Here is a 21755-nt window from a genome sequence, read left to right as displayed (position 1 = left end):
AATTAATCACACGCCACTCCGTTAAGGGTAAAAAATTATCAGAATATTTAATTTTTTGGTTGAATTTTTACTACTTACCCCATATACTAATAAAAAGAATTCAGGGGTGACCGTATATGGAAAACAAAAAGTCCTATACCGAAATGATGAAAGCTTCTGCCATGACCCGTAAGAAAGCCGCTGAGAGAAGTGTGATGGAGATCTATATCGACATGGTGCTGCATGAAAGCATTCTGATGACGCGCAAGACAAAACTCCTAACAGACATTGACGCCGCCCTGGATAAAAAAAATAAACCTCTGTTCATGAAATTATCAAAAGAATTAAACGAACTGAACCTAAGTTACGGATGATAAATAATAGCTGACTCTATACATGAGTCAGCTATTCCTTTTTTAATGGACGGGCCATTGGTCCCTCCATTTCATGCATGACTTCAATTTAAATAGTAAATCCTAAAGCTAACCTATACACTTTGGAGCGAATATGATGATCCTGCTAATAAAAGTACTTGTCCTCTACTTAATTACCATTGCCGCTATGCGACTGATGGGAAAATCCACAATTGTACAAATGACTCCCTATGATCTAGTGGCAATTATTATCGTTGGCACCATTGCCTCTGAACCACTGATCTCCACGGAATTCTGGCCAACCATCGCTGCTCTCGTCATTTTAGTAGGGCTTCATGTACTGTTCTCATTCCTGACCCTAAGTCAATGGGGGAATCGCTTCTTCTTGGGAGAGCCTACCTTACTGATTAAAAATGGGGAGATATTAGAGGATAATCTGGAGAAATCCAAGATCTCCCTGATCCAATTAACCTCCATTCTACGCTCTCAAGGTTACCCGAAAATTTCAGATGTGGACTACGCCATGCTCGAACCAATCGGTGAAGTGAGCGTCATTCCAAAGGTGGAAAACACCCCTGTTACCGTCCAGCATCTCGACCTTAAAATCGATGACGAAGGATTGCCGATTTCAGTGATTGTGGATGGTAAAATCCAAACGCGGAACCTGAAGCTTCTTGGAAAAACGACAGAATGGCTGGAAACTCAACTAACCAACTCAGGACTGCATCATAAAGATGTGATTTTCGCCTATATGACAGAGAAAGCGAAGAACCTGATTATTAATAAAAGAGAAAAAGCCTAGTCTCTTAAGAGACCGGGCTTTTTTCAGTATGGCGGTTTATTAATCGCATGTTGTAATCAATTCTAGGAAAATCTAATGTAGTAAATTCCCATAAATTTTAATCGTAAGGTATAATGCCACGACGGTATAAACGAAAGCTGTCCAAAAAGAGATCGAATGATAAAACCTTTTCTTATTTTCTTTGATCAAATGCTGCCCCTTTTTGTAAAAATAGCCGTCTCCATTCACATAGATAATGATCAGGGTAACTAATATCCCAATAATCAAAGACCACTCCATCATCGGGCGACCAGTTTCAAGATAACTCAAAAAAGGTAGGCCGATTAACGCTAAAACGGTAAATAAAAAACGAATAAACAATAACCAAACTTTATGATTTTTGATTTTCCCCATCCCCCTGCCTGTTTTAATAAACAGAAAATTACAATTATTTAATTCCTTATTTTACCACATCCATAAGGGTTGCACACTAAAATTTGGAATAAAGAAAATAAAAGTAAAAAATAGACAAAAAAAACGACTCGCTTCCCTTCACAAGTCGTCCTTCCTGTCATTCACTTACTCTCAATCTGTATAAGGTGTACCAATACTTATCTCGTCAGTTTCATTCCTTTACTCTGTATCTTTCTCCTTTTCATACTCCTCAAGCATCGTCAATCGCTCAAGCATCGTCGGATGACCGTAACGGAAAACCTTCACAAGTAAAGGCGGATTGACCTGAGATAATCCCACCTTCGATAACTTTTGGAAAGATGAGATGGCGGCTTCTTTGTCGCCCGTCATTTCTATTGCATATCGGTCAGCCCTCGTTTCCTGGTAGCGGGAGATCCAGTTGCTAAGGGGACTGACAGTGAACAGAAGCATGGAGGTGATCATTAAGAACAGAGGTAATGAGCTCAAGTTCGACACGCTCGATACTTTCATGTCCTCCTTATGATTGGCGACGATGCCTCTCATCAGCTTGGCCGTCAGGAATAACCCAAAGAAGGATAGGAACAGGTATATGGCAATGCCGATATAGATGTGCTTCTCCACATAGTGAGCCATTTCATGGGCCATCACAAACAGGATTTCCCTGTCCGTTAATTTTTCAAGTGTCGTATCCCAGAGAACGATTCGGGAATTGGATCCGACTCCGGTTACATAAGCATTGAGTGAGTTCGTTTTCTCCGACATGTCGACTTCGAATACGTGGTCCGTTGGAATGTTTGCCTTGTCCGCAAGAGTCAGGATTTGTTCCTCTAACGCTTTATCCTTCAGTGGATAGAAGTCGTTATATAGCGGGTCGATCAAAACCGGCTGCACGAACATCATGAAAATCGTAAAGGGTACCGACAATGCCCAGGCCGCTAACCACCAGCGCTGCCTGAATCGTTTCATCAATCCATATAACACCGATACAATGATGAACATGAGGAGGTAATTCACCCAGAAATCCGTGATCTCATCCTTCATCCACATGGAGAACGTCTGGGTGGAAATATTATAGCTCTTCGAAATACTATGCGAAATGTACTGCAGTGGAAAAATCGCCAGGAACGAAGCGATCGATAACCAGAACAAATAAATGGCCGTTTGGAGGAAACCATTTTTCACCGTTCCCCTCGCCCACTTCTCAAACACACGCGAGACCCCGAGTATCAGGATCAGGAAATAAAACAACCATTCGTAAGGAGTGGATAAGAAAAACAGGAGATTCTTGATTTTCGAGAAATCCTCACTCAGCATGATTTCTTTACCATTCATAAAGGTTGCCGGATCAGCACTGCTTCCTTTGTACATGTCAGGCAAAGTAGAATCCGCCAAGAAGAATAAATACACATATAGAAATAAGCCTAATAGCAAATAAGCCAGTATCGAACGAAGTGCCCATTTTTTAGCCAACATTTTTCCTCCCTTCTCGTCTTCATTACTATATGTAATACCCTGTCCAAAGATTTAGAACCTAAACACACGCCAGTGAAAGTGCCGGGCTTGATGTGAAAAATCGTTTATATGCCACTCTGGGGATATACGTGCCATATAATAAAATTATCTGCCGTATTTTCATTATATCTGCCAAAATAAAATTTTATCTGCCATTATAAAGATTTATCTGCCATTCTTCAACATTCAACATACCTCAGCATCACTCCGCTCCTTTCCAGCCAACAAAAAAAGCCACGACCCGAGTCGCGGCTTACATCAAGAATACCGAATACAAAGACAGAACAGAAATCGCACCAATCACCACAAGGATGACGTTGGCACCCAGAAAGGCAATGAGAAATGCAGCTGCCGTTCCTACTACTCCAAACATAAGGTTTCCCTCTTGAATCAACAAAATGCTTGGGAAAATTAAAGCGCCCAATACGGCGAAGGGAACATTCTTTAATACACCTTGAAGGAAAGGAGGCAATTCTTTCCCTTTGAATACGAGGAAAGGAAGCATTCTGGGAATATACGTGACAACCGCCATACCGATGATCATCAAAACAATCGCGCTATTCATTCGATCTCGTTCCCCCCTTCATCATGACCACCAATTCCACAATCACGGCTGAAACGAGGGTAGCAAGTACAATCGACCAGCCGTTTGAAAGGTTTGTCGTGAAAAGCAGGATGCTATTCAACGCACCGGCTACTACGGCTAAAAACGTTACCTTCACACTTTTTTTCATAGAAGGAACGAGAAGTCCCACAAACATGGCATATAGAGCGATTGTCATGCTCGCTTGTAAAAATTCGGGAAGGATTTCCCCGATGAAATAGCCTACACCAGAGTTCACGACCCAGCTCCCGTATGAAATGAGCATCACCCCGACGGCAAAACCCGTTCTTACCTTGTCATCTTTGACGCTGATTACCGTGAAGGTTTCATCCGTAATCCCAAACGCATAAAAAAGCTTCTTAAACAAACGGTCCTCCTCGAGCTTTTCACTTAAAGAAGCCGACATCAGGAAGTGACGGATGTTTACGATGAACGTTGTAAGAATGATCTCAATAATACCTGTACCAACCGCAATCAGACTCAGTGATATGTATTGGGCAGCCCCTGCAAACACGAGCATGCTCATCAGTACCGTTTCCGTGACCGTGAGGCCGGTTGTCCGTGCCAATAACCCAAAGGTTAATGCAACAGGCATGTATCCAATGGCAATGCTGAGTCCTCCCTGCAACCCCAGGCGAAAATCACTCACTTTTTTCGTAGAAAGCAGTGCCTCCATCCTCTCACATCCTTTATAATAGAAGTAATTTACTATTTTAATTTTTCGTTAATTTATTATATTATACATATAGACGTTATAGTATACAAGAGGAGTTTTTAACATGGAAAATTTCCCGATTCAAATTGGAGATAATATACGAAAGATTCGCAGGGAGCGCGGCTTCAGCCTTGAGCAGATGGCAGAGCGCACCGGTGTAAGCAAGGCGATGATCGGTCAGATTGAACGTGGTGATTCGAATCCGACGGTCGCGATTCTATGGAAGATCGCCAATGGCTTGAAGGTATCCTTCTCTTCACTGATTGAGAAGCCAAGCAATCAAATATCCATCATTCATTATCAAGACGTTCAGCCTGTTCTTGAAGATAACGGAAACTACATCGTTTATCCCATCTTTCCTTTCGATCCCCTAAAAAAATGGGAAAGCTACCGGGTTGAAATGAAACCGGGCTGCTCGTATCGAAATGAAGGACATACGAAGGGTGTGGAGGAATACATCACGGTACTGTCAGGGAAACTTTCTCTTAAGATTGGCGAAGAAACCTACCTGCTGACAGAAGGAAGTTCGATTCGTTTTGCCGCAGACTCCGGGCATGAATATGTAAATGATTCAGGAGAAACAACTGTGTGCCAGATGGTTATTTATTATGGCGGTGAATAATCCCAAAAAAATCCTGCATGTGTAACTACATGCAGGATTTTTCAAACTATCCATCTAGCAAAATGTATCCTTTGGTTTCGGCACAGACAATCCGAACATCGGACGAAGATAAAGTGCCAGGAACGTACCTCCAAGGGCAAGAATTCCCCAAATATAACCGTGAAGACTGAAGGAAGCAATCCCTCCGAAGTAAGCACCAATGTTACATCCGAATGCCAAACGGGCACCGTACCCCATCAGCAGTCCACCAATGACGGACGCCATGGCATTTTTCCCAGTGATTTTATTAAAACGGAACAGGCCACCTGCAGCAGATGCAAGGAATGCTCCAAGGATGACGCCAAAGTTTAATACCGTTGTGGAATCAGCAAAGATCGATGCTTGAAGAGCTTCAGAATTGGCTCCTGTCCAGTAGCCCCAGCTCGCCACGTCGACCCCGAACATTCCGGCAACCTTTGATCCCCATAGAGCAAAGGCAGAAGTGATTCCCCAAGGATTCCCCCGTGTCATGAGAGTGAGGGCATTTAACACAGCCAATACAATCGCTGCTGCGATAAGGGGCCAAGATCCACGGAAGATTCGTTTCCATCCCTTTGATGTTGGAAGTGTCGCCATGCGGGGCGGTTTTTTCTTCTTCTCGACCCGCAGTGTAATCCACGCAATGAAGCCAAAGAATAAGATCGAAATGACCCACGCCCCAAAATAACCTAATCCGGTAGAAGTTGCTAATGAAATAGGTTTAAAGGACGGCATTTCCTCTGTCCAAAATGGAAGATGATAGGCTCCTACTGTGGCACCGACAATAAAGAATAGCAATGTGATAAACATAACGGAGCGGCCGCCGCCGATTGCGTATAGCGTACCTGAAGCACAACCTCCTCCAAGCTGCATCCCAATTCCAAACAGGAAGGCACCTACCAGTAAACTTACCCCAACTGGTGATACATAGCCTGCCGCTTCTCCGCCAAAGAATGTAAACCCTGTCGCTAGAATCGGAGCAAATAACGTTACGGCAACGGCAAGCATCACCATATGTGCCCGCAATGCCTGCCCGTTCCCTACAGACATCACTCTGCGGAAGGCAGAGGTGAAGCCGAATCTTGCATGAAATAATGTATATCCTAACAACAGCCCCAGAACCAATAACACGGTTTGGGCAATTTCTTGTGTAAAGAGTAAATATAGCCCAAGAATCACTGTAACGATTAAACCGCCTGCCACTAAAGAAGTCTGTGGGGGGTTCAATTCGGTACTCGCTTTCTCTGGACCCTTTTGTTCATTAATCGGTTGAACATAGCCCGCCATGCATAATCCTCCTTAATCTTATTGAATTGGTTGGAATTTATTTTACAATAGTAATAGATTCGAAGGCTGTTGTCAAAAAGATAGACTTCCACTTACTTTCTTCTATTTAAAAAAGCTACTTGAGAATCTCAAGCAGCTACGCTTCTATAAGGATACAAGAGCTAACATGATAGGAATCGTCACAATGCTCATAAGTGTAGTGACAAGTGTACTTGTCGACACTAAATCAGGTTCTGTATTGAACTGCAATGAAAACATCGTAGTATTAGCAGCAGTCGGCATGCTTGCCAAAATAATGAGAATCGATCCCAACATGGTAGAAATAGGCAGGAAAGAAACGACGACCAGAGCTATGATGGGTGAAGCTACCATTCTCATGATCACAATAAAGGAAAGGGCGCCTCTTTCCACCTTCTTCCCTCCCAATGTGGCTAATTGCATCCCTAACACCACCATAATCGTAGGAATCGTTGCCTGGGAAATCAGATCAATGGTCTGACTCATAAATACCGGCACATCAAGATGCAACAATTGAAAGCCCAATCCAAGAAAAGCACCATGCAGAATCGGCATCTTGACGATCTTCATCCAAATTTCCCTCGTTTCCCTCTTTTTATCACTGCCACTGACAGCATAATAGAGGCCGATTGTATTCATAAGAAATGACTGTATCACCATCATAATGACCGCATAGCGAAAACCGAGCTCACCGAAAGCAAATAGGATGATCGGTACTCCATAGTTGCCGCTATTCATGAATACCCCGGATAATATCATGGCCGACACTTTCGGTTTTGAATAGTTTCTAAACTTAGCCACTATTTTAATAGATACAATCAAAATCACACAAAGCGCGATACAAAAGAGAAAAATATAAAGATAATCCATATTCAATTCATTCTCGTAAAAGGTCTTGAATGCAAGAAATGGATACATTAAGTAAATGGCCATCTTCGAAATCGAATTGATCTCGAAACCAAGTTTCTTTTGGCCGATATATCCAACGGCAAAGACGAGTAATGCAGGCAGTACAATTAATATTACGTCCATTTACGTCACCACAATCTATTAAAATGAAAGATAGGCTTGACTACAAGAGTCAAGCCTAAGTGTACCATATTTACAACAGCGGGATAATTAATCCGGCCAACAACAGGATCAATGCGCCGCCTAATCGGGAAGAGATTTGAGCGAAAGGCATAAGCTCCATTCGTTTCGATGCTGACAACACGGCAACATCCCCTGTTCCTCCCATATTCGCCATGCATAATCCCGCTGTGATCGCTGCTTCAATCGGGTAAAATCCAACGACTTTCCCAAGGATCGCCGCACCGAGGATCGCTCCTAAAACGACTCCGAATACGGTCAAGATATATTGAAGCGTCAACGCTGCAAGAACGGTATCTAAGTCGGTGTACGCGACACCGATCCCGAATAATAAAGCGAACGTCCAATTGCTTGCTACAAATTGATACCACTGACTGGCTCCCTCTACGACGTTTTGAGGGATCATGTTTGAAATCTTCGCTGCGGCCACAAGAATGATCATGATGGCGTATGGATGAAGGGGAAGGACAGATCCCAGCAATGTTCCAACCGTGAAGAATGTCAGGGCAGCGAGTAAGCCTACCCCCATCTTTTCAATATTATACTTCTGCTTTGTTTTTTCGTAGGTAAAACCTTTCATAAGCTGACCGTTTCCACTGAGGGAAGGTACTTTCTTTCCGATAATATCGAGAATCGATGCTAAAATGATGGCAAATACATTCCCTAATGCCAGTGCCGGCACGAGCATTGAAATATAATAGCTCGGATCATTCCCCATCATCTCAGAATAGATTTGGCTCATGGGAACGGCTCCCGCTCCCATTCCACCACCCATGATCGGCATGGTAATGACGAGGATGGCTTCTTGAAGGGTAAATCCGACAAGAGATCCAAAGATTCCCGCTACTATCACGGCTCCGGCTACCGCCCCGAAGATCGGTAGGAAATAGCGAAGTCCCACTTTAACCAATACCTTTGAATTCATTCCTAAGATACTTCCAGTGATTAATGCAGCAATATAGAAATTCAAAAATCCGCCTGATTTCATGAAGTCAGTCATGGACGTGACGGTGGCTTCCGGAAGTAAACCTGCATAAACCATAAAAGCAGATCCAAAGATCGCAATGATAGCACCTCCGCCGAGGAACGTCTTCACGATTGGCGTACGATCTCCTATCCATCCGAATAATTCACCGAGGACCATCATGACGAGGAGACTTCCGATCATGCCCCCTGGAAGGTTCTCCGTATACAAGCTTGCAAGCGTGATGCCCGTAAAGACCAGGAACCAAAGGATCGGCATGTTGAAAATCTGAAGCGATCGATCTTTCGTAAGCGTCACATTCTCTTTTGTTTTCTCATTCTTATATGAAAGTGTTGATGCTGCTTGTCCCAACTTGTTCATCCCCTTTGTCGTATTAATAATTATGAAACTGAACTGTTTGCTTTGCTTTTTTTACATGCAATCTTCCGCACGGACTCCCCGACTTTTTCTTCCACACGGGGATCAAGCGCATTCGGAATAATATATTGAGGGTTTAATTCAGAAGAACTGACCACATCGGCTATGGCATAGGAAGCAGCTACTTTCATTTGCATTGTGATGTCCTTTGCTTTCGCATCCAGAGCTCCCCTGAATATCCCGGGGAAAGCGAGAAGATTATTGACCTGGTTCGGATAATCCGACCTCCCAGTCCCTACTATCGATGCACCTGCTTCCAATGCTTCCTCCGGATAAATTTCAGGTATGGGGTTGGCCATGGCAAACACAATCGGCTGCTCATTCATCATTTTAATATACTCTTTCTTGAGGGCTCCGGGTCCCGATACACCGATAAATACATCGGCCCCTTTTATCGCATCAGATAATTCACCCCGCACCCCTAAAAGGTTTGTGCGTAAAGTAATATCCTCTTGGGTAGCATTCATCCATTTCTCCCCCTTGCACAGGACTCCTTCTAAACTTACGAGAGTAATATCTTCATAACCAGCAAATAAAAGGAGTTCCGCAATCGCGATTCCAGCTGCCCCCGCCCCATTGATGACAATTTTTACTTTCTTATATGATTTGTTTACGACCTTCAGCGCATTGACTAATGCGCCCAGGACGACAATGGCCGTACCATGCTGGTCATCATGGAAAACCGGAATATCCAACTCTTTCTTTAACCGTTTTTCAATTTCAAAGCAGCGCGGTGCTGAAATGTCCTCCAGATTAATCCCTCCAAAAGAAGGAGACAAGGCCTTAATGATCGTGACGATTTCATCTACATCCTTCGTATCCAGACTAAGGGGGAAGGCATCTATACCGGCGAACTTCTTAAACAACATACTTTTCCCTTCCATGACCGGGATCGCGGCTTCGGGACCGATATCACCAAGACCCAATACAGCTGTACCATCTGTGACGATGGCCACCATGTTTCCTTTCGATGTCAGCGTATTGGCTTGTCGGGGATCCTCGGCTATCGTCTTACATACATCGGCGACACCCGGTGTATAAACAAGACTAAGATCTTCTTCAGATGAAATATCAATCTTACTCACCACTTCAATTTTCCCTGCATGGGATTCATGTATGGATAATGCTTCTTCCTTTAAATTTTTTCGAGTCATCCAATCGCTCCTAACGTAATCGCTTACAATGTATACCCATCATATGAAAACGCTTTATCTTTTCATAGGTTATAAAACTATTGTTTGACTTTTGAAATTAAAAAAAGCAGCCGGATGGGCTGCTTACAAATAGGTTTGAATTCGTGTGCTATTCAATTTGTTCCATGTATATTGATAGACCGGCCTTCCAATACCATAGATCAGGGTCTCATCCACCACGCCGATATCTTTCAGAAACCTGAGGTACTTTCTGATCGACACCCGTGAAATCGACGTTACGTCTGCAATATCATCTGTTGAAAACGACTGTTCTTCAAAACTCATAATCTCATCGTAGATAGACAATAATGTACTGCTCGTCAATCCTTTAGGGAGGGGTGACTTCTCCCCGGCTTGTACTTCCCTAAGTAAAAGTAAATCCAGTTCGCTCTGATCGATGGTAGATTGCTTCTGAAGCATACGATTACTCTCCCGATAAGTCGTCAATGCTTTTTTAAACCGTTTAAATTCAAAAGGCTTGATCAAATAGTCCACTACCCCCATGCGAAGGGCACTCTGGATATTATCGACTTCTGATGCCGCTGTGATAAGTATGACATCTGTCTCCCGCTGTTCCTTCCGTATTTGCTCTAACAAGTCCATCCCGTTTCGTTTCCCAGGCATATAAACATCCAATAATACCAGGTCAATCTTATACTCATTTACTTTCACCATGGCATCTTCAATTGAATTCGAAATACCGATTATATGAAACCCTTTTATCTCTTCCAGATACCTTTGATTAAACCTGGCCACCATCGGATCATCTTCCACGATCAATACATTAATCACCTTTTTTCCCCTCCTTATATGAAACTTGAACAATCATTGTCGTTCCAGATCCTACCTTTGATTCAACGTGCAGGTTGCCATTCAGATTACGGAGACTTTCTTTCACTAAGAAGAGACCGTATCCTCTTCCATCCCCTTTAGAAGAGTATCCTTTGGTGAAGATATCCTCTACCATTCCATCCACCATTCCTTCTCCTGTATCTGTCACGACCATTTCAAGTTGCTCGTCCTGATAGAATAACTCCATCAGCACTTCTTTTTCATCACTATTTGTCGTTGCTTCAATACTATTATCCAATAGGTTTCCGATCACGGTAATCAGTTCATGTGTAACAGTAGGATCTTTGGGTTCCGGGACAAAGTCGTGACATTCAATGGTCAATGCAACGTTCTGTTCCCTCGCATAGCTCAGTTTCCCCATGATAAAACCAGCCAATGCAGGATCCTTCACTTTCGACGTCACCGTGCTCACTTCATCGACCCGTAAGGAAACAAGCTCTTTCACGTAGCGATTTAAATGATTGTAATCCTTCATCTTCACCAATCCGAGAATCACATGCATCTTATTCATAAATTCATGCGACTGGGCCCGGAGCGCTTCCGCATACGATTTGACACCCGTTAACTGCTCTGCTAATTGATTCACTTCCGTTTTATCACGGAAGGTAGAGATTGCTCCGACTACTTCATCATTGACGATTAACGGAACACGGTTTACCAGGATCGATACTCCATTGATCGTTTGCTCCTCGTCAAGCTCAGGTTTCCCCGTTGCGATGACTCTTTCCAACCTGGTGTGTGGCATGTATTCTTTGATGGGCATTCCAATCGGATCCGAGCTTAGTCCCGCTTTATTAAATATTTTCAGGGCAGATTTATTCACTAATGAGACGGTCGTATCTTTATTGACTGCCACCACCCCCTCATGTACCGATTGGAGCATCGTATTCCGCTCTTCCAAGATTTTCGCAATCGTAATCGGCTCCAACCCGAATAAAATTTTCTTTATGTATCTGGCTATAACAATCGCCCCAATGATTCCAACAATAATCCCGATCATGGATCCCACTAAAATATTCCGGTGACTCCGGTCCAATGCTTCCTCCACGCTACCCAGGGAAATCCCTACTGCGACAGCCCCTATCTGTTGATTTTCATTGTTAAATACAGGAGAAAATGCCCTGACGGATTTGCCCAAAGTCCCTTCTGAAATAGACAATGTTTCCTTCCCTTGGAGTACATCTTTCTCGTCCCCGCCGACAAAATGCTTGCCGATGCGATCGGGATCAGGGTGAGATTTACGTATCCCTTCCATATCCATGACCACTACAAACAGAACCTCTGCTGACTTCTGGATATCTTGGGTGTATTCTTGAATTCGATCTACACTTTCTCCTTCTAAACCGCTCTTTACAATCGTGGAATGAGCGACGGTCCGGGAAACGATTTTCGCCTTTTCTTCAATATTAGACTCAATGTTGTCATTGATCGTCCTGGAAATAAGCAAGTCGGTTATCACAAGTGATACCAGGACAACAATACACACAAAGAGAATGATGATGGTACTTAGTTTAAGCTGTTTCTTTTTCACAGGAGTCACTCCAGTGTTTTTTAATATGATTCTTTATTTTATTTTACATGATTTTTGGTTTTTAAAAAGGACCTATGAAAAAGAGGCTCCGAGTTGGAACCTCCTGGTATATATGAAGATTTTCATTTGTTTGTTTTATCGTTTTTTAGTTGCTACTATGTTCTGCTTTCTTGTATTATCATTCGAGCACCTGAGAATTTGAAGCAATTCTTCATCAAATGAAATAACATTATCTTGTTTAATTGCAAAGAATATATCATAAATGCCATCTTAACTTTTTTTGAAATAAACTACCAATAACAAAAGAACTCCATATGTTGCCAGTATGCCAACTAAAACCTTGATGAAAATAGCGGTAACAGGTGCATATAGACTGATTGTATTCCAAGGTGAGTTGAACAGATAGATTATAAGTGGAATCATAATAATTGATAACAGTATAGATAGCACTCCAATGAATATCCATACCTTCGACTTAATATGGGTTTTCTTTATTAGTCGATTTAAGTTCCAGGTTGATAATAGTAGAAGAAAAAGAGTTACTATTAAAGTGCTCCATTGCTTGTGATGATTCAACTGCTGCACTTCCGGGGACTTCCCCTCTTCCACAATCATCTTGATTCCTTCCCTCATCCAAACTGTTGAAAGGACTTCAGAGAAGTTGTTTTTGTTTGTGAGAAGGATAAATCCATAGTCTTGTTCGGGGTTTATGAATAATTCAGCCCGGGAATCAGGTGTTTCACCGCCGTGAAAATAATAAGAATTATCAACCTCAGTGGAGATTCTCCAGCCCAGTCCATAATACATATCTTCCTTTCTGTGATGATGGGGTGAAGTATAAGTATCGAATGAATCATTAGATAAGATCTCACCACCGTCCAGCATAAATTCAATAAACTTTGACATATCATCCGTTGTAGAGGCCATGTAACCATATGGGGCCCCACCATCATCAAAAAATCCTTTACTTTTCATGGGCATTCCAAACCATGATTGATAACCGGGCTGATAACCCAATACTTTAGCTCCTTCGAAATTCGATACGGTCCGATCCATCCCAATCTCACTGTATATCTCATCTTCCATAAATTCCGAAAATGATTGGTTTGTGACGTTCTCTATGATTTTTCCTAAAAGTAAATAATTCGCAGCGCTGTATTGATGCACTTCCCCCGGCTCATTATTCAAATGAACATTATTCAGCTTTTGAACCGCAACATCTATTGCATTTTGTCCTCGCAGATTACGATCTGCAATTTTCAACCCATCATAAGAACTGATTCCACTCGAATGTGTTAATAGGTTCCTAACGGTGATGTTCTTATCATATCCATTTTTATTGTAATGAAAGGCAGGCAAATACCAGTCAATCTCCTGATCAAGTTCAACCTTCTTATCATCCACCAACCTCATGATTGCAAGGCTAGTTAAAGGCTTGCTGATAGAACCTATCGTAAACACCGTATCCTTCGTGACAGGAGTCCCTTTCCTTTGTTCCCCCCAACTTTGTTGAAACATAAGCTTTCCATCTTTAATAATCACTAAAGAAGCTCCGGGAATCCCATATTCCTCCATCGATTCAATCATAAACTTGTCTAAAAGTTCCACTTGATTATTACTCTCTGACCTTGCATGGAATTGAAAAGAAAAAATGATGTGGCAAAACAAGCATAATGCTACCAGTACTTCTCTCAAAACCTGAACTCCCCCTTACAAACCCGTCTTTGGATCCCACATACTATTTACATAAAATTACCATTAAATAAATATTCTCTCTAACGGCTTAGGGACTATCTTAATGTAAGGCTTGGGGTGTAATCATTTATCTAAGAACTTGTAACATAAAAAGACCAAATTTCTCTATGATATACTTGAGAAATTTGGTCTTTGGAATTTTGTAACTGCCCCCGATTATGGACTAGCCCACTTATTTACCATTAAAATCCGGCTTCCGCTTTTGACTAAACGCCAACAGTGCCTCCACACGATCTTCCGTAGGAATTGTAATCTCATATGCTTTTCTCTCAATCTGTAATCCGGTCTGAAGGTCTACATTCATACCATTCTTCACGGCGAACTTAGCTTGCTGAAGGGCAATAGGACCATTAGACAGCATAGGTTCCACAAATGCATGGACTTCACCCAAGAAATTCTCTTTTTCTACTACCCTTGTAACGAGTCCGATATCCAACGCTTCTTCTGAAGTCAATCGTTTAGCTGTCAGAATAAGCTCCAGTGCTTTGGATTCTCCTACTAATCTTGGAAGGCGCTGAGTTCCACCTGCCCCCGGGATGATGGCAAGGCTTGTTTCGGTCAGTCCCATTGTGGTCTCTGATACAGCGATTCTGAAATCGCATGCCAGTGCCAGCTCCATTCCTCCGCCGAATGCGTAGCCGTTCATGGCGGCGATAGTTGGTTGAGGGAGGGTGGCGACGGATTGGAAGACTTCGCCGATTTTGTAAACGTTGCGGATGACTTGCTGTTCGGTTAGAGTTTTGCGTTCTTTGAGATCGGCTCCAACCGAGAAGGCTTTTTCTCCGCTTCCTGTGAATATGACGACTCTGACGTCCGGGTTGATGCGGAGTGCTTCGACTACCTGCTGAAGTTCGTTCAGTGTATCGTAGTTAAAGGCATTCATTGCCTCCGGTCGGTTGATGGTGACGGTGGCGACGTTGCCTTTTTGTTGTAGTAAAATCGATTCCATGTTTGTTCTCCCCTTTTTAAAGTGTTTCCTCCTTATGTATGATTCGACACAAACCGAGAAAACCCTTTCATTTTTTGATTGGGCTGAACATATCCCGATTAGGTGCATAGACTAAACGTGACATCTACCCATGAAGGAGCTGTGTTTATCTTGTATTATCCTTACAATCAAAACCCTTATGTTCCACAACACGCTTATGCGAATCATCATCCAAATGAAATTGACTGGCTTCATCAATATTACCGTGATACGAAAAGCCTTCCCGATCAATGGGTTGAATATATTCAACCACTTGTAACCCGCGCCCTGTCTGAAGTGGAAGAAGGTATTAACCTTACCCATCTCTTCCAGGAATTCATCTTGTCAGGTGTACTGGTTGGCCAGGGGTTCACACCTGAGCAGGCAATCGAGCAGGTTGAAACGTGGGAGAAAGGTGAATCAAAGCTGTTGCAGGCAAGTAAAGCGATGAAGTAAACATAAAAAGATGCTCAGTGATCTACTGAACATCTTCTTTTTTTATGATTGAAGCACCTGTTCTTTCAGTGCTCTTCTTAAAATTTTCCCTGTAGTATTCTTCGGCAGCTCATCAATGAACTCGATCGATGCTGGCAGCTTGTACTTGGCAAGATGCTCTTTACAATACTCGAGTACGTCCTGTTCCGTTAAGGATGGTTCACTTTTCACAACATAGCTGCTGACGGCTTCACCCAGTTCGGGATGTGGGACACCGATGACCGCTGCTTCTACAATTCCAGGGTGATTGTATAGCACTTCCTCTACTTCACGCGGATAGACGTTGTATCCTCCCACAATAATCAGCTCTTTTTTACGATCGACAATATAAAAGTAGCCTTCTTCATCCATCCGGGCGAGATCGCCAGTGTATAACCAGCCGTCACGGATCGTTGCCGCTGTTTCTTCTTCCATATTGTAATAGCCCTTCATGACATTCGGGCCTTTGACAATCAGTTCGCCGACTTGTCCGACTGGAACTTCTACTCCCAATTCATCGACGACTTTGTTCTCCAGATTCATGATCGATGTTCCGATTGAACCCGGCTTTCTTGGTCGATCCAGCGGGTTGAAGCATGTTACAGGCGAAGCTTCCGATAAGCCGTAGCCTTCAGAAATCATGACGTTGAATTTCTTTTCAAAGTTTTTCAAGAGTGCTACCGGTAAGGAAGCACCACCTGAAATACAGAGACGGAGAGATGATAAATCTTCTGGGTTTCCTTCAGGATACTGGAACAGGAAGTTGTACATGGTTGGTACGCCGGCAAATACGGTTGGCTCATAGGTTCTCGATAGATCGAAAATGGCTTTAGGACTGAATCGCGGAACGATTAAAAGGGTCGCTCCTGTCATCAAAGGCGCATTCAAGACCACTGTCAAACAGAAGACGTGAAACATAGGCAGAGCTGTAATGACGGTGTCGTCTTCATTCATCCGTAAATAGCTGCCGACATCTGTTGCATTGGAATAAATATTTATGTGCGTCAGCATGGCGCCTTTTGGTTTCCCAGTCGTTCCTGAAGTGTAAAGGATGATGGCTACTTCATTTTCATCCACTTCCTCTCCCTTAAACCCAGGATCACCTTTTCCAAGAACACTTGTAAACGATTTCATTTTAGGGTATGCAAGTGAAATTTTCTCTAAATCGATATCCTTCGCTCGTTCATCCCCTGATTCACAAAGGATGAAATGCTCCACATCAGATAAAAGATGCTGCATCTTTTCGATTAATGGTACAAGCAAATCAAGTGTGACTATTGTCTTCACGTCACCATTTTTCAGAATGTAGCCAATTTCATCCGGTGTGTAGATCGGATTGATCGGTATCACCTTTAACCCCATTCGTAGTGCACCATATAATCCAATGACGAAATGTGGTGAATTCCCTAATACAAGCGCGATGTGATCCCCTTTTTTCAGACCCAATTGCTCTAAGCCGCTTGCAAATTTCGATACAGCTGCATTTAATTCCCCGTATGTACTGGAGGTATTTAAGAAATGATAAGCTGTTTTATCTGCTTTCTCTTGAGCGATTTGGTCTAACCGTGTTGCGATATTCAATTGTATCCCTCCCCTTTTCAGATAAACTGAATGAATGGTCATTCATCAAACTATTAAAAGTATTCAAAATATATTCTATATAAAGAATAGTATTAATACAAGTATCTTGTAGAAAAAAAGCCGCCCAATTTGGACGGCTCTTCCATTTTCTTATTGTGCAAAAATCGCATTGGAAACGAGTCTGAACAGATAATCCGTATGATCCCGGAAAGTTGGTTCGAGTCCGATTAATAGTACATTCTCATCCTTCACGATCACTGGCTTTCCTTGTGCCTCTTCACTGCCTTTCCAATGTCCGGCCAGGAAGAAGTCACTGCTATTCTGATAGCTTGATAGAATGTCTGCACTTCCTGTGTTTGTGTACCATGTCGGTTGATAAACAAACCCAAGGTCTTCTGTCTCGTAACCAGCTGTGTAAGTAGGATCCGTGTGAGATAATTGGACGATTCCATTACTGTTGGAGCCGCCTGTTTCCACTTTCACATCACTTAACCCAAGTTTTGTCGTAGCCTGGGATGCACCGGCACCGATGGCAAGATATTGACCGCCATCTGCTACAAAACCTTCCACATTCGTTTTAAATGCTTCATATTGTGCTGCATCCTTCAATCCAAATTCCGAATTGGCCACACTATTTTGATAGGAAATGAGATTCAATCTGCCGTTATAAATAAACACATCTGTAGAATCCAGACCCTCTTCTGCTACCTGTCCGGGGGTCTTTTCTTCCACTGTGAAGCCAAGACGGTCAAGTGCCAGCTTCGTGCCAGAATGGGATTGAGCTTTATTCATTCCTCCATCTTTTAAGAGGGTCACATGCCGGGACGTAATTTCTTTCGCCCCAACAGGAACAGATTGGGTAGAAATCGTGACGGCAGAATCTTTCACCAGGTCGGTCAGTTCAGCTCTGGCATCGGCACCTGCATACAATGTTCCATCTTCTCCTCGATGAAGAGTGTGTCCGCTATTTAATAATTGATTGGCAATCGCAATCGATCTCGCGGAGGTATTCGGGATCGCATAAGCTCCGTCCCCGATAATTTCTCCACTTTCATTCAGTGCCCTTACCTGTTTCGATTTTACATTCAGTTCTGTGTCACTGCTTACTTCCACTGCATCGAAACCCCATAGTTCAGGCAGATTCCAGGCAGAGATATCGTACATACTTGGTGTGTCCTCTGTAATGTCTTCCCCGTCCCAAAGCATCGTGTTCGCAAGGCCCGCTTTTGCTTGATCCATCGGGACGATATACGTTCCTTTCGGATACGTCACACCATCAAACGTGAAATCCTTCTGAGCTTCTTCTACGACAATATCATTATCTTGAAGATGCCGAACGGCTTTCACAGTAGCCGTTTGATCCTGCTCATCATTTGGCAGAATATAGGCAGATGGGAAATGGCCTTCCTTATGGAACGGGTGGTCGAACTGTACACCGCGTTTAAAGACTTCGATCTGATCTTTCACCATATCCACTTTGTTTTCGCTCGCATAACCAAGCGCACCCATCACGGCATCATATGTCCATTGAACCCCATCCCAATCGTTGGTCGGCGCTTCAAGAGTGTATCCGTATGCCCCGTGGTACATAGCATACATTGGTGTGAAGATCGGCGGATAATCATCCCATCCGGCCGCATCATCACGTTGGGGTATATAAGTCCCTTCCATATTCTGATAATCTACTTTTGACGATTCAGTATGAGTATTATCATAGTTTCCTTTATTTGATACAATATTTGATTCCATTGCTTCCGCTTGATTCAATGCCCATTTAGAATACAGATCATATTCATAGTTTGGATTATGAGGCGGCGTACAGGGCTCAATAAGACCTGGTTTCGTCGGTCCTCCGTAGCCTTTCACATAACCATGCAGATCAAGGAAAACCATTGGGTTCCATTCTGTGATCAGGTCAACCATATGCTCTGTTTCAGGCTGGGATTGAGTGATGAAATCACGGTTGAGGTCGATTCCATTTCCATTGAAACGTGTAGCATCAATACGCCCATCCGGATTTGCTATCACATTGAAGATCAGGATATGATCCTCGAGAATTCCTTTTGTCTGCTCATCATCCTCTGTCGCAAAGCGTTCGATTAATTGCAGAGCTGCGTCTGTTCCGACAAATTCTGTTCCGTGAATGGATGCATTGATCATGACAGGAATCTTAAGATCAGGATGCTTATCAATAAAGTCCTGTGCTTTCTCTGGCGACTTGATCATTTTCTTACGCAGACCTTTATAATGACCATACTTCCCTTTTGCTTTCGCATCCGATACAGTCACCACATACATATCATGACCGGCCGCTGACTTTACATCACTCTTCTCGACCGTCACACGGTTGCTTTCCTGTGCGATTTTCTCAAGCTTACCTTGAATTTCAGAGTACTTCACAAAGTCATAGTGCTCACTATTAAATAAACTTTTCTCTTTCTCATCGAGTTGAGTGCTTTGAATCGTCGTTTGAGGAGATTCTGCTAAAACGTTCGGCGTAGTAGTTAGTAGTGTAAAACTGGCAATTCCTGCAATAATCTTTTGCTTCATTGATGTACCTCCAAATTATGTAATAGTATAATCATAGAATAAATATTCATATTTTCACATAAATATTTGGAATTATATTTTAATGAGGGAATTTTCCTATAAACTTAAAAAAGAGAGCAGCTCTATTTATTAGAAAACTGCCCTCTTATACTATTCTAATCATGGTATTCATAGTCCAAGCTTATTTGGAATCCACATCACAGCCCCTTCCCAATAGGTAATGATAAATAAGATGAATATCCCCATCATGAGAAATGGCATGGTAGCCTTTACCAGTCTTTCAAATTTCACATCTGCGATCGAGGATACAATGAATAACCCTGTTCCTACAGGAGGTGTGAGAAGACCTATGGTGAGATTAATACAAATGATGACACCAAAATGAATCGGATCGATTTCAAATGCCGTGATCAGAGGCATAAAAACAGGTACTAATATGATTAAGGCCGCTATTCCATCCAGTACCGCACCCAGTAATAGCAGTAGTATATTCACCAGTAACAGAAAAATAAATGGGTTATCTGATAAGGATGTCATTTGAGTTACGATCGCTTGTGGGATTTGTTCAAATGCTATCATCCAGCCAAAGATATTGGCCATTGCAATTAAAAAAGTAACCGTTGCTGTTGCGGTCACTGTATTCACTAAAATACCGGGGATTTTTCTCCACTTTAATTCCCTATAGAAAAGCATTCCTACAATAAAGGCTACCAGCGAGGCGATGGCAGCAGATTCCGTAGCTGTAAATGCTCCACTTAATATTCCAAATATAATAATGAATGGAACAAGTAATGCCGGGAGAACACTTAATGAACTCGTCATAATTTCTTTCGCAGAAGCTCTGGTCGACTTCTTAAAATTATATTTATATCCAAGGAAGGCGATTAAGCTGATAAAACCTATTCCATACATGATACCCGGAATGATTCCGGCCATGAACAAACCGCCAATGGAAGTACCAGATAGAGTTCCATAGATGATAAAGATCATGCTGGGCGGTATGATTGGAGCTACTATGGAAGAGGCTAATGTTAATGCTGACGAAAACTCTCTATCGTATCCTTCTTTTTCCATTTCAGGAACCATGACTTTACTCATCATGGCAGCCTGAGCATTAGCTGAACCCAGTATGGAAGCTAAAAACATGTTAGCAATAATCGTCACATACGCGAGTCCACCTCTAACATGACCGATTAAGACTCTTGCAAACTTTACTAACCTTGTGGTGATACCGCCACCATTCATTAACTCTCCAGCCAGCATAAATAAAGGAATGGCCAATAAACCAAAATTATCTAAACCCGAGTATAGTCTCATGGGTGTAGAGGACAACAGTGTTACGTTTCCTACTACTAGAAAATAGAGAACGGTTGTGATTCCCAGTACAAGGGAGATAGGTACTGACATAAAGAGGAGTATAAAGAAACAAAAGACCACTAATATTGTCAATTACTTCCCCTCCTTTACCAAATCAAATAGGTTAGATAATACATGGATCCCTGCAAATGAAAGACCCAATGGTACTGCTGAATAAGGAATCCACATTGGTATTAACATGGCTGTGGATTTTTGATATGCCACACTAGGTGACAAAATCCAACTAATACTGTAATAGATTAAGAGAACGAGAAAAACGAGCATAATCATATGCCCTAAAATAAGTATGATCCTTTTAACTTTTGAAGAGACATATTCTAATACGATTGTGACGGAGGCCTGGGACTTATACTTCAGCCCCAAGCTCCCTCCTATAAAACTAATCCAGATCAGGAGAAATATAGACACTTCTCCTGCCCATGATAATGGGGAATTAAGGATATAACGAAAACCGACTGCTAACGTTACGATAACGGCCATCGAAAACATCAGGATCATTGACAGTATCTTTTCTATAGAAGAAATGCCGTTACTTATCGCTTTCATGATTTTGACCCCCTATTGCTAATCTATTATTTACGGAAGGTATCAATAAACTCTTGAATAAGTGGATCTGTCGGACCATATTTCTCATCAAAC

The 21755-nt window shown here is 42.4% G+C and carries 20 protein-coding genes; 4 read left to right on the top strand and 16 right to left on the bottom strand.

Annotated features, from left to right (window positions below; genetic code table 11):
• Positions 1-116 precede the first annotated feature (116 nt).
• Together FZC88_RS01085 and FZC88_RS01080 are read left to right on the top strand one after the other, a co-directional pair.
• The gene (locus FZC88_RS01085) at positions 117-353 is read left to right on the top strand and encodes an IDEAL domain-containing protein (RefSeq protein ID WP_148968397.1); all 237 of its coding nucleotides are present in this window, start codon (positions 117-119) and stop codon (positions 351-353) included.
• 136 nt (positions 354-489) lie between these two features.
• Complete coding sequence (locus FZC88_RS01080) at positions 490-1155, top strand: DUF421 domain-containing protein (protein WP_148968806.1); 666 nt, start codon at positions 490-492, stop codon at positions 1153-1155.
• A 72-nt stretch (positions 1156-1227) separates the two neighbouring features.
• Here FZC88_RS01080 and FZC88_RS01075 read toward each other — a convergent pair whose 3' ends face one another.
• The 4 genes from FZC88_RS01075 to FZC88_RS01060 form a co-directional block, all read right to left on the bottom strand.
• The gene (locus FZC88_RS01075) at positions 1228-1548 is read right to left on the bottom strand and encodes a hypothetical protein (RefSeq protein WP_148993347.1); all 321 of its coding nucleotides are present in this window, start codon (positions 1546-1548) and stop codon (positions 1228-1230) included.
• 219 nt (positions 1549-1767) lie between these two features.
• A complete protein-coding gene (locus FZC88_RS01070; RefSeq protein WP_187443474.1) occupies positions 1768-3039 on the bottom strand; it encodes a M48 family metallopeptidase in 1272 nt (423 codons plus the stop codon).
• Between the two features lie 295 nt (positions 3040-3334).
• Complete coding sequence (locus FZC88_RS01065; protein WP_148993345.1) at positions 3335-3646, bottom strand: AzlD domain-containing protein; 312 nt, start codon at positions 3644-3646, stop codon at positions 3335-3337.
• On the bottom strand, positions 3639-4361 hold the full coding sequence (locus FZC88_RS01060) for an AzlC family ABC transporter permease (RefSeq protein WP_148993344.1): 723 nt from the start codon (positions 4359-4361) through the stop codon (positions 3639-3641). The genes FZC88_RS01065 and FZC88_RS01060 overlap by 8 nt, the downstream gene beginning before the upstream one ends.
• A gap of 103 nt (positions 4362-4464) precedes the next feature.
• Between FZC88_RS01060 and FZC88_RS01055 the strand changes: the two genes are divergently transcribed.
• Positions 4465-5022 carry a helix-turn-helix domain-containing protein gene (locus FZC88_RS01055; RefSeq protein ID WP_148993343.1) on the top strand — a complete coding sequence of 186 codons (558 nt, stop codon included), beginning with the start codon at positions 4465-4467 and terminating at the stop codon, positions 5020-5022.
• Between the two features lie 54 nt (positions 5023-5076).
• On the opposite strand, the gene FZC88_RS01050 is transcribed toward FZC88_RS01055, so the two are convergent.
• The 8 genes from FZC88_RS01050 to FZC88_RS01015 all read right to left on the bottom strand — a co-directional run bounded on the left by FZC88_RS01050 (position 5077) and on the right by FZC88_RS01015 (position 15116).
• The gene (locus FZC88_RS01050; protein ID WP_148993342.1) at positions 5077-6327 is read right to left on the bottom strand and encodes a YeeE/YedE family protein; all 1251 of its coding nucleotides are present in this window, start codon (positions 6325-6327) and stop codon (positions 5077-5079) included.
• 144 nt (positions 6328-6471) lie between these two features.
• Complete coding sequence (locus tag FZC88_RS01045) at positions 6472-7377, bottom strand: AEC family transporter (protein ID WP_148993341.1); 906 nt, start codon at positions 7375-7377, stop codon at positions 6472-6474.
• A gap of 70 nt (positions 7378-7447) precedes the next feature.
• The gene (locus FZC88_RS01040) at positions 7448-8770 is read right to left on the bottom strand and encodes a 2-hydroxycarboxylate transporter family protein (protein ID WP_282138138.1); all 1323 of its coding nucleotides are present in this window, start codon (positions 8768-8770) and stop codon (positions 7448-7450) included.
• A 29-nt stretch (positions 8771-8799) separates the two neighbouring features.
• Complete coding sequence (locus FZC88_RS01035; protein ID WP_148993339.1) at positions 8800-9990, bottom strand: NAD(P)-dependent malic enzyme; 1191 nt, start codon at positions 9988-9990, stop codon at positions 8800-8802.
• Positions 9991-10113: 123 nt separating this feature from the next.
• Positions 10114-10821, bottom strand: coding sequence for a response regulator (locus FZC88_RS01030; RefSeq protein ID WP_148993338.1), 708 nt, complete (start codon positions 10819-10821; stop codon positions 10114-10116).
• The gene (dcuS, locus tag FZC88_RS01025) at positions 10814-12412 is read right to left on the bottom strand and encodes a DcuS/MalK family sensor histidine kinase (protein ID WP_148993337.1); all 1599 of its coding nucleotides are present in this window, start codon (positions 12410-12412) and stop codon (positions 10814-10816) included. The genes FZC88_RS01030 and dcuS overlap by 8 nt, the downstream gene beginning before the upstream one ends.
• A gap of 270 nt (positions 12413-12682) precedes the next feature.
• Positions 12683-14107, bottom strand: coding sequence for a serine hydrolase domain-containing protein (locus FZC88_RS01020; protein WP_148993336.1), 1425 nt, complete (start codon positions 14105-14107; stop codon positions 12683-12685).
• A gap of 232 nt (positions 14108-14339) precedes the next feature.
• Complete coding sequence (locus FZC88_RS01015) at positions 14340-15116, bottom strand: enoyl-CoA hydratase-related protein (RefSeq protein WP_148993335.1); 777 nt, start codon at positions 15114-15116, stop codon at positions 14340-14342.
• Between the two features lie 117 nt (positions 15117-15233).
• On the opposite strand from FZC88_RS01015, the gene FZC88_RS24190 reads away from it, so the two are divergent.
• A complete protein-coding gene (locus FZC88_RS24190) occupies positions 15234-15590 on the top strand; it encodes a hypothetical protein (protein ID WP_222928653.1) in 357 nt (118 codons plus the stop codon).
• Between the two features lie 42 nt (positions 15591-15632).
• Here FZC88_RS24190 and FZC88_RS01005 read toward each other — a convergent pair whose 3' ends face one another.
• From FZC88_RS01005 to FZC88_RS00990, 4 genes are all read right to left on the bottom strand, one after another.
• The gene (locus tag FZC88_RS01005; protein ID WP_148993334.1) at positions 15633-17189 is read right to left on the bottom strand and encodes a fatty acid--CoA ligase family protein; all 1557 of its coding nucleotides are present in this window, start codon (positions 17187-17189) and stop codon (positions 15633-15635) included.
• 150 nt (positions 17190-17339) lie between these two features.
• Positions 17340-19739: a M14 family zinc carboxypeptidase gene (locus FZC88_RS01000; RefSeq protein ID WP_148993333.1), complete on the bottom strand. Its 2400-nt coding sequence runs from the start codon at positions 19737-19739 to the stop codon at positions 17340-17342.
• Positions 19740-19907: 168 nt separating this feature from the next.
• Positions 19908-21188, bottom strand: coding sequence for a TRAP transporter large permease (locus FZC88_RS00995; protein ID WP_148968382.1), 1281 nt, complete (start codon positions 21186-21188; stop codon positions 19908-19910).
• Positions 21189-21662, bottom strand: a complete 474-nt coding sequence (locus tag FZC88_RS00990) for a TRAP transporter small permease (RefSeq protein WP_148968381.1) — start codon at positions 21660-21662, stop codon at positions 21189-21191. It abuts the gene before it with no gap.
• Positions 21663-21755: the final 93 nt, after the last annotated feature.

Origin of the sequence: Rossellomorea aquimaris (assembly GCF_008180865.1) — a bacterium.
Taxonomy (GTDB): Bacteria; Bacillota; Bacilli; order Bacillales; family Bacillaceae_B; genus Rossellomorea; species Rossellomorea yichunensis.
The sequence above is the reverse complement of the archived record's forward strand: the minus strand, read 5'-3'. Positions and strand labels throughout refer to the sequence as shown.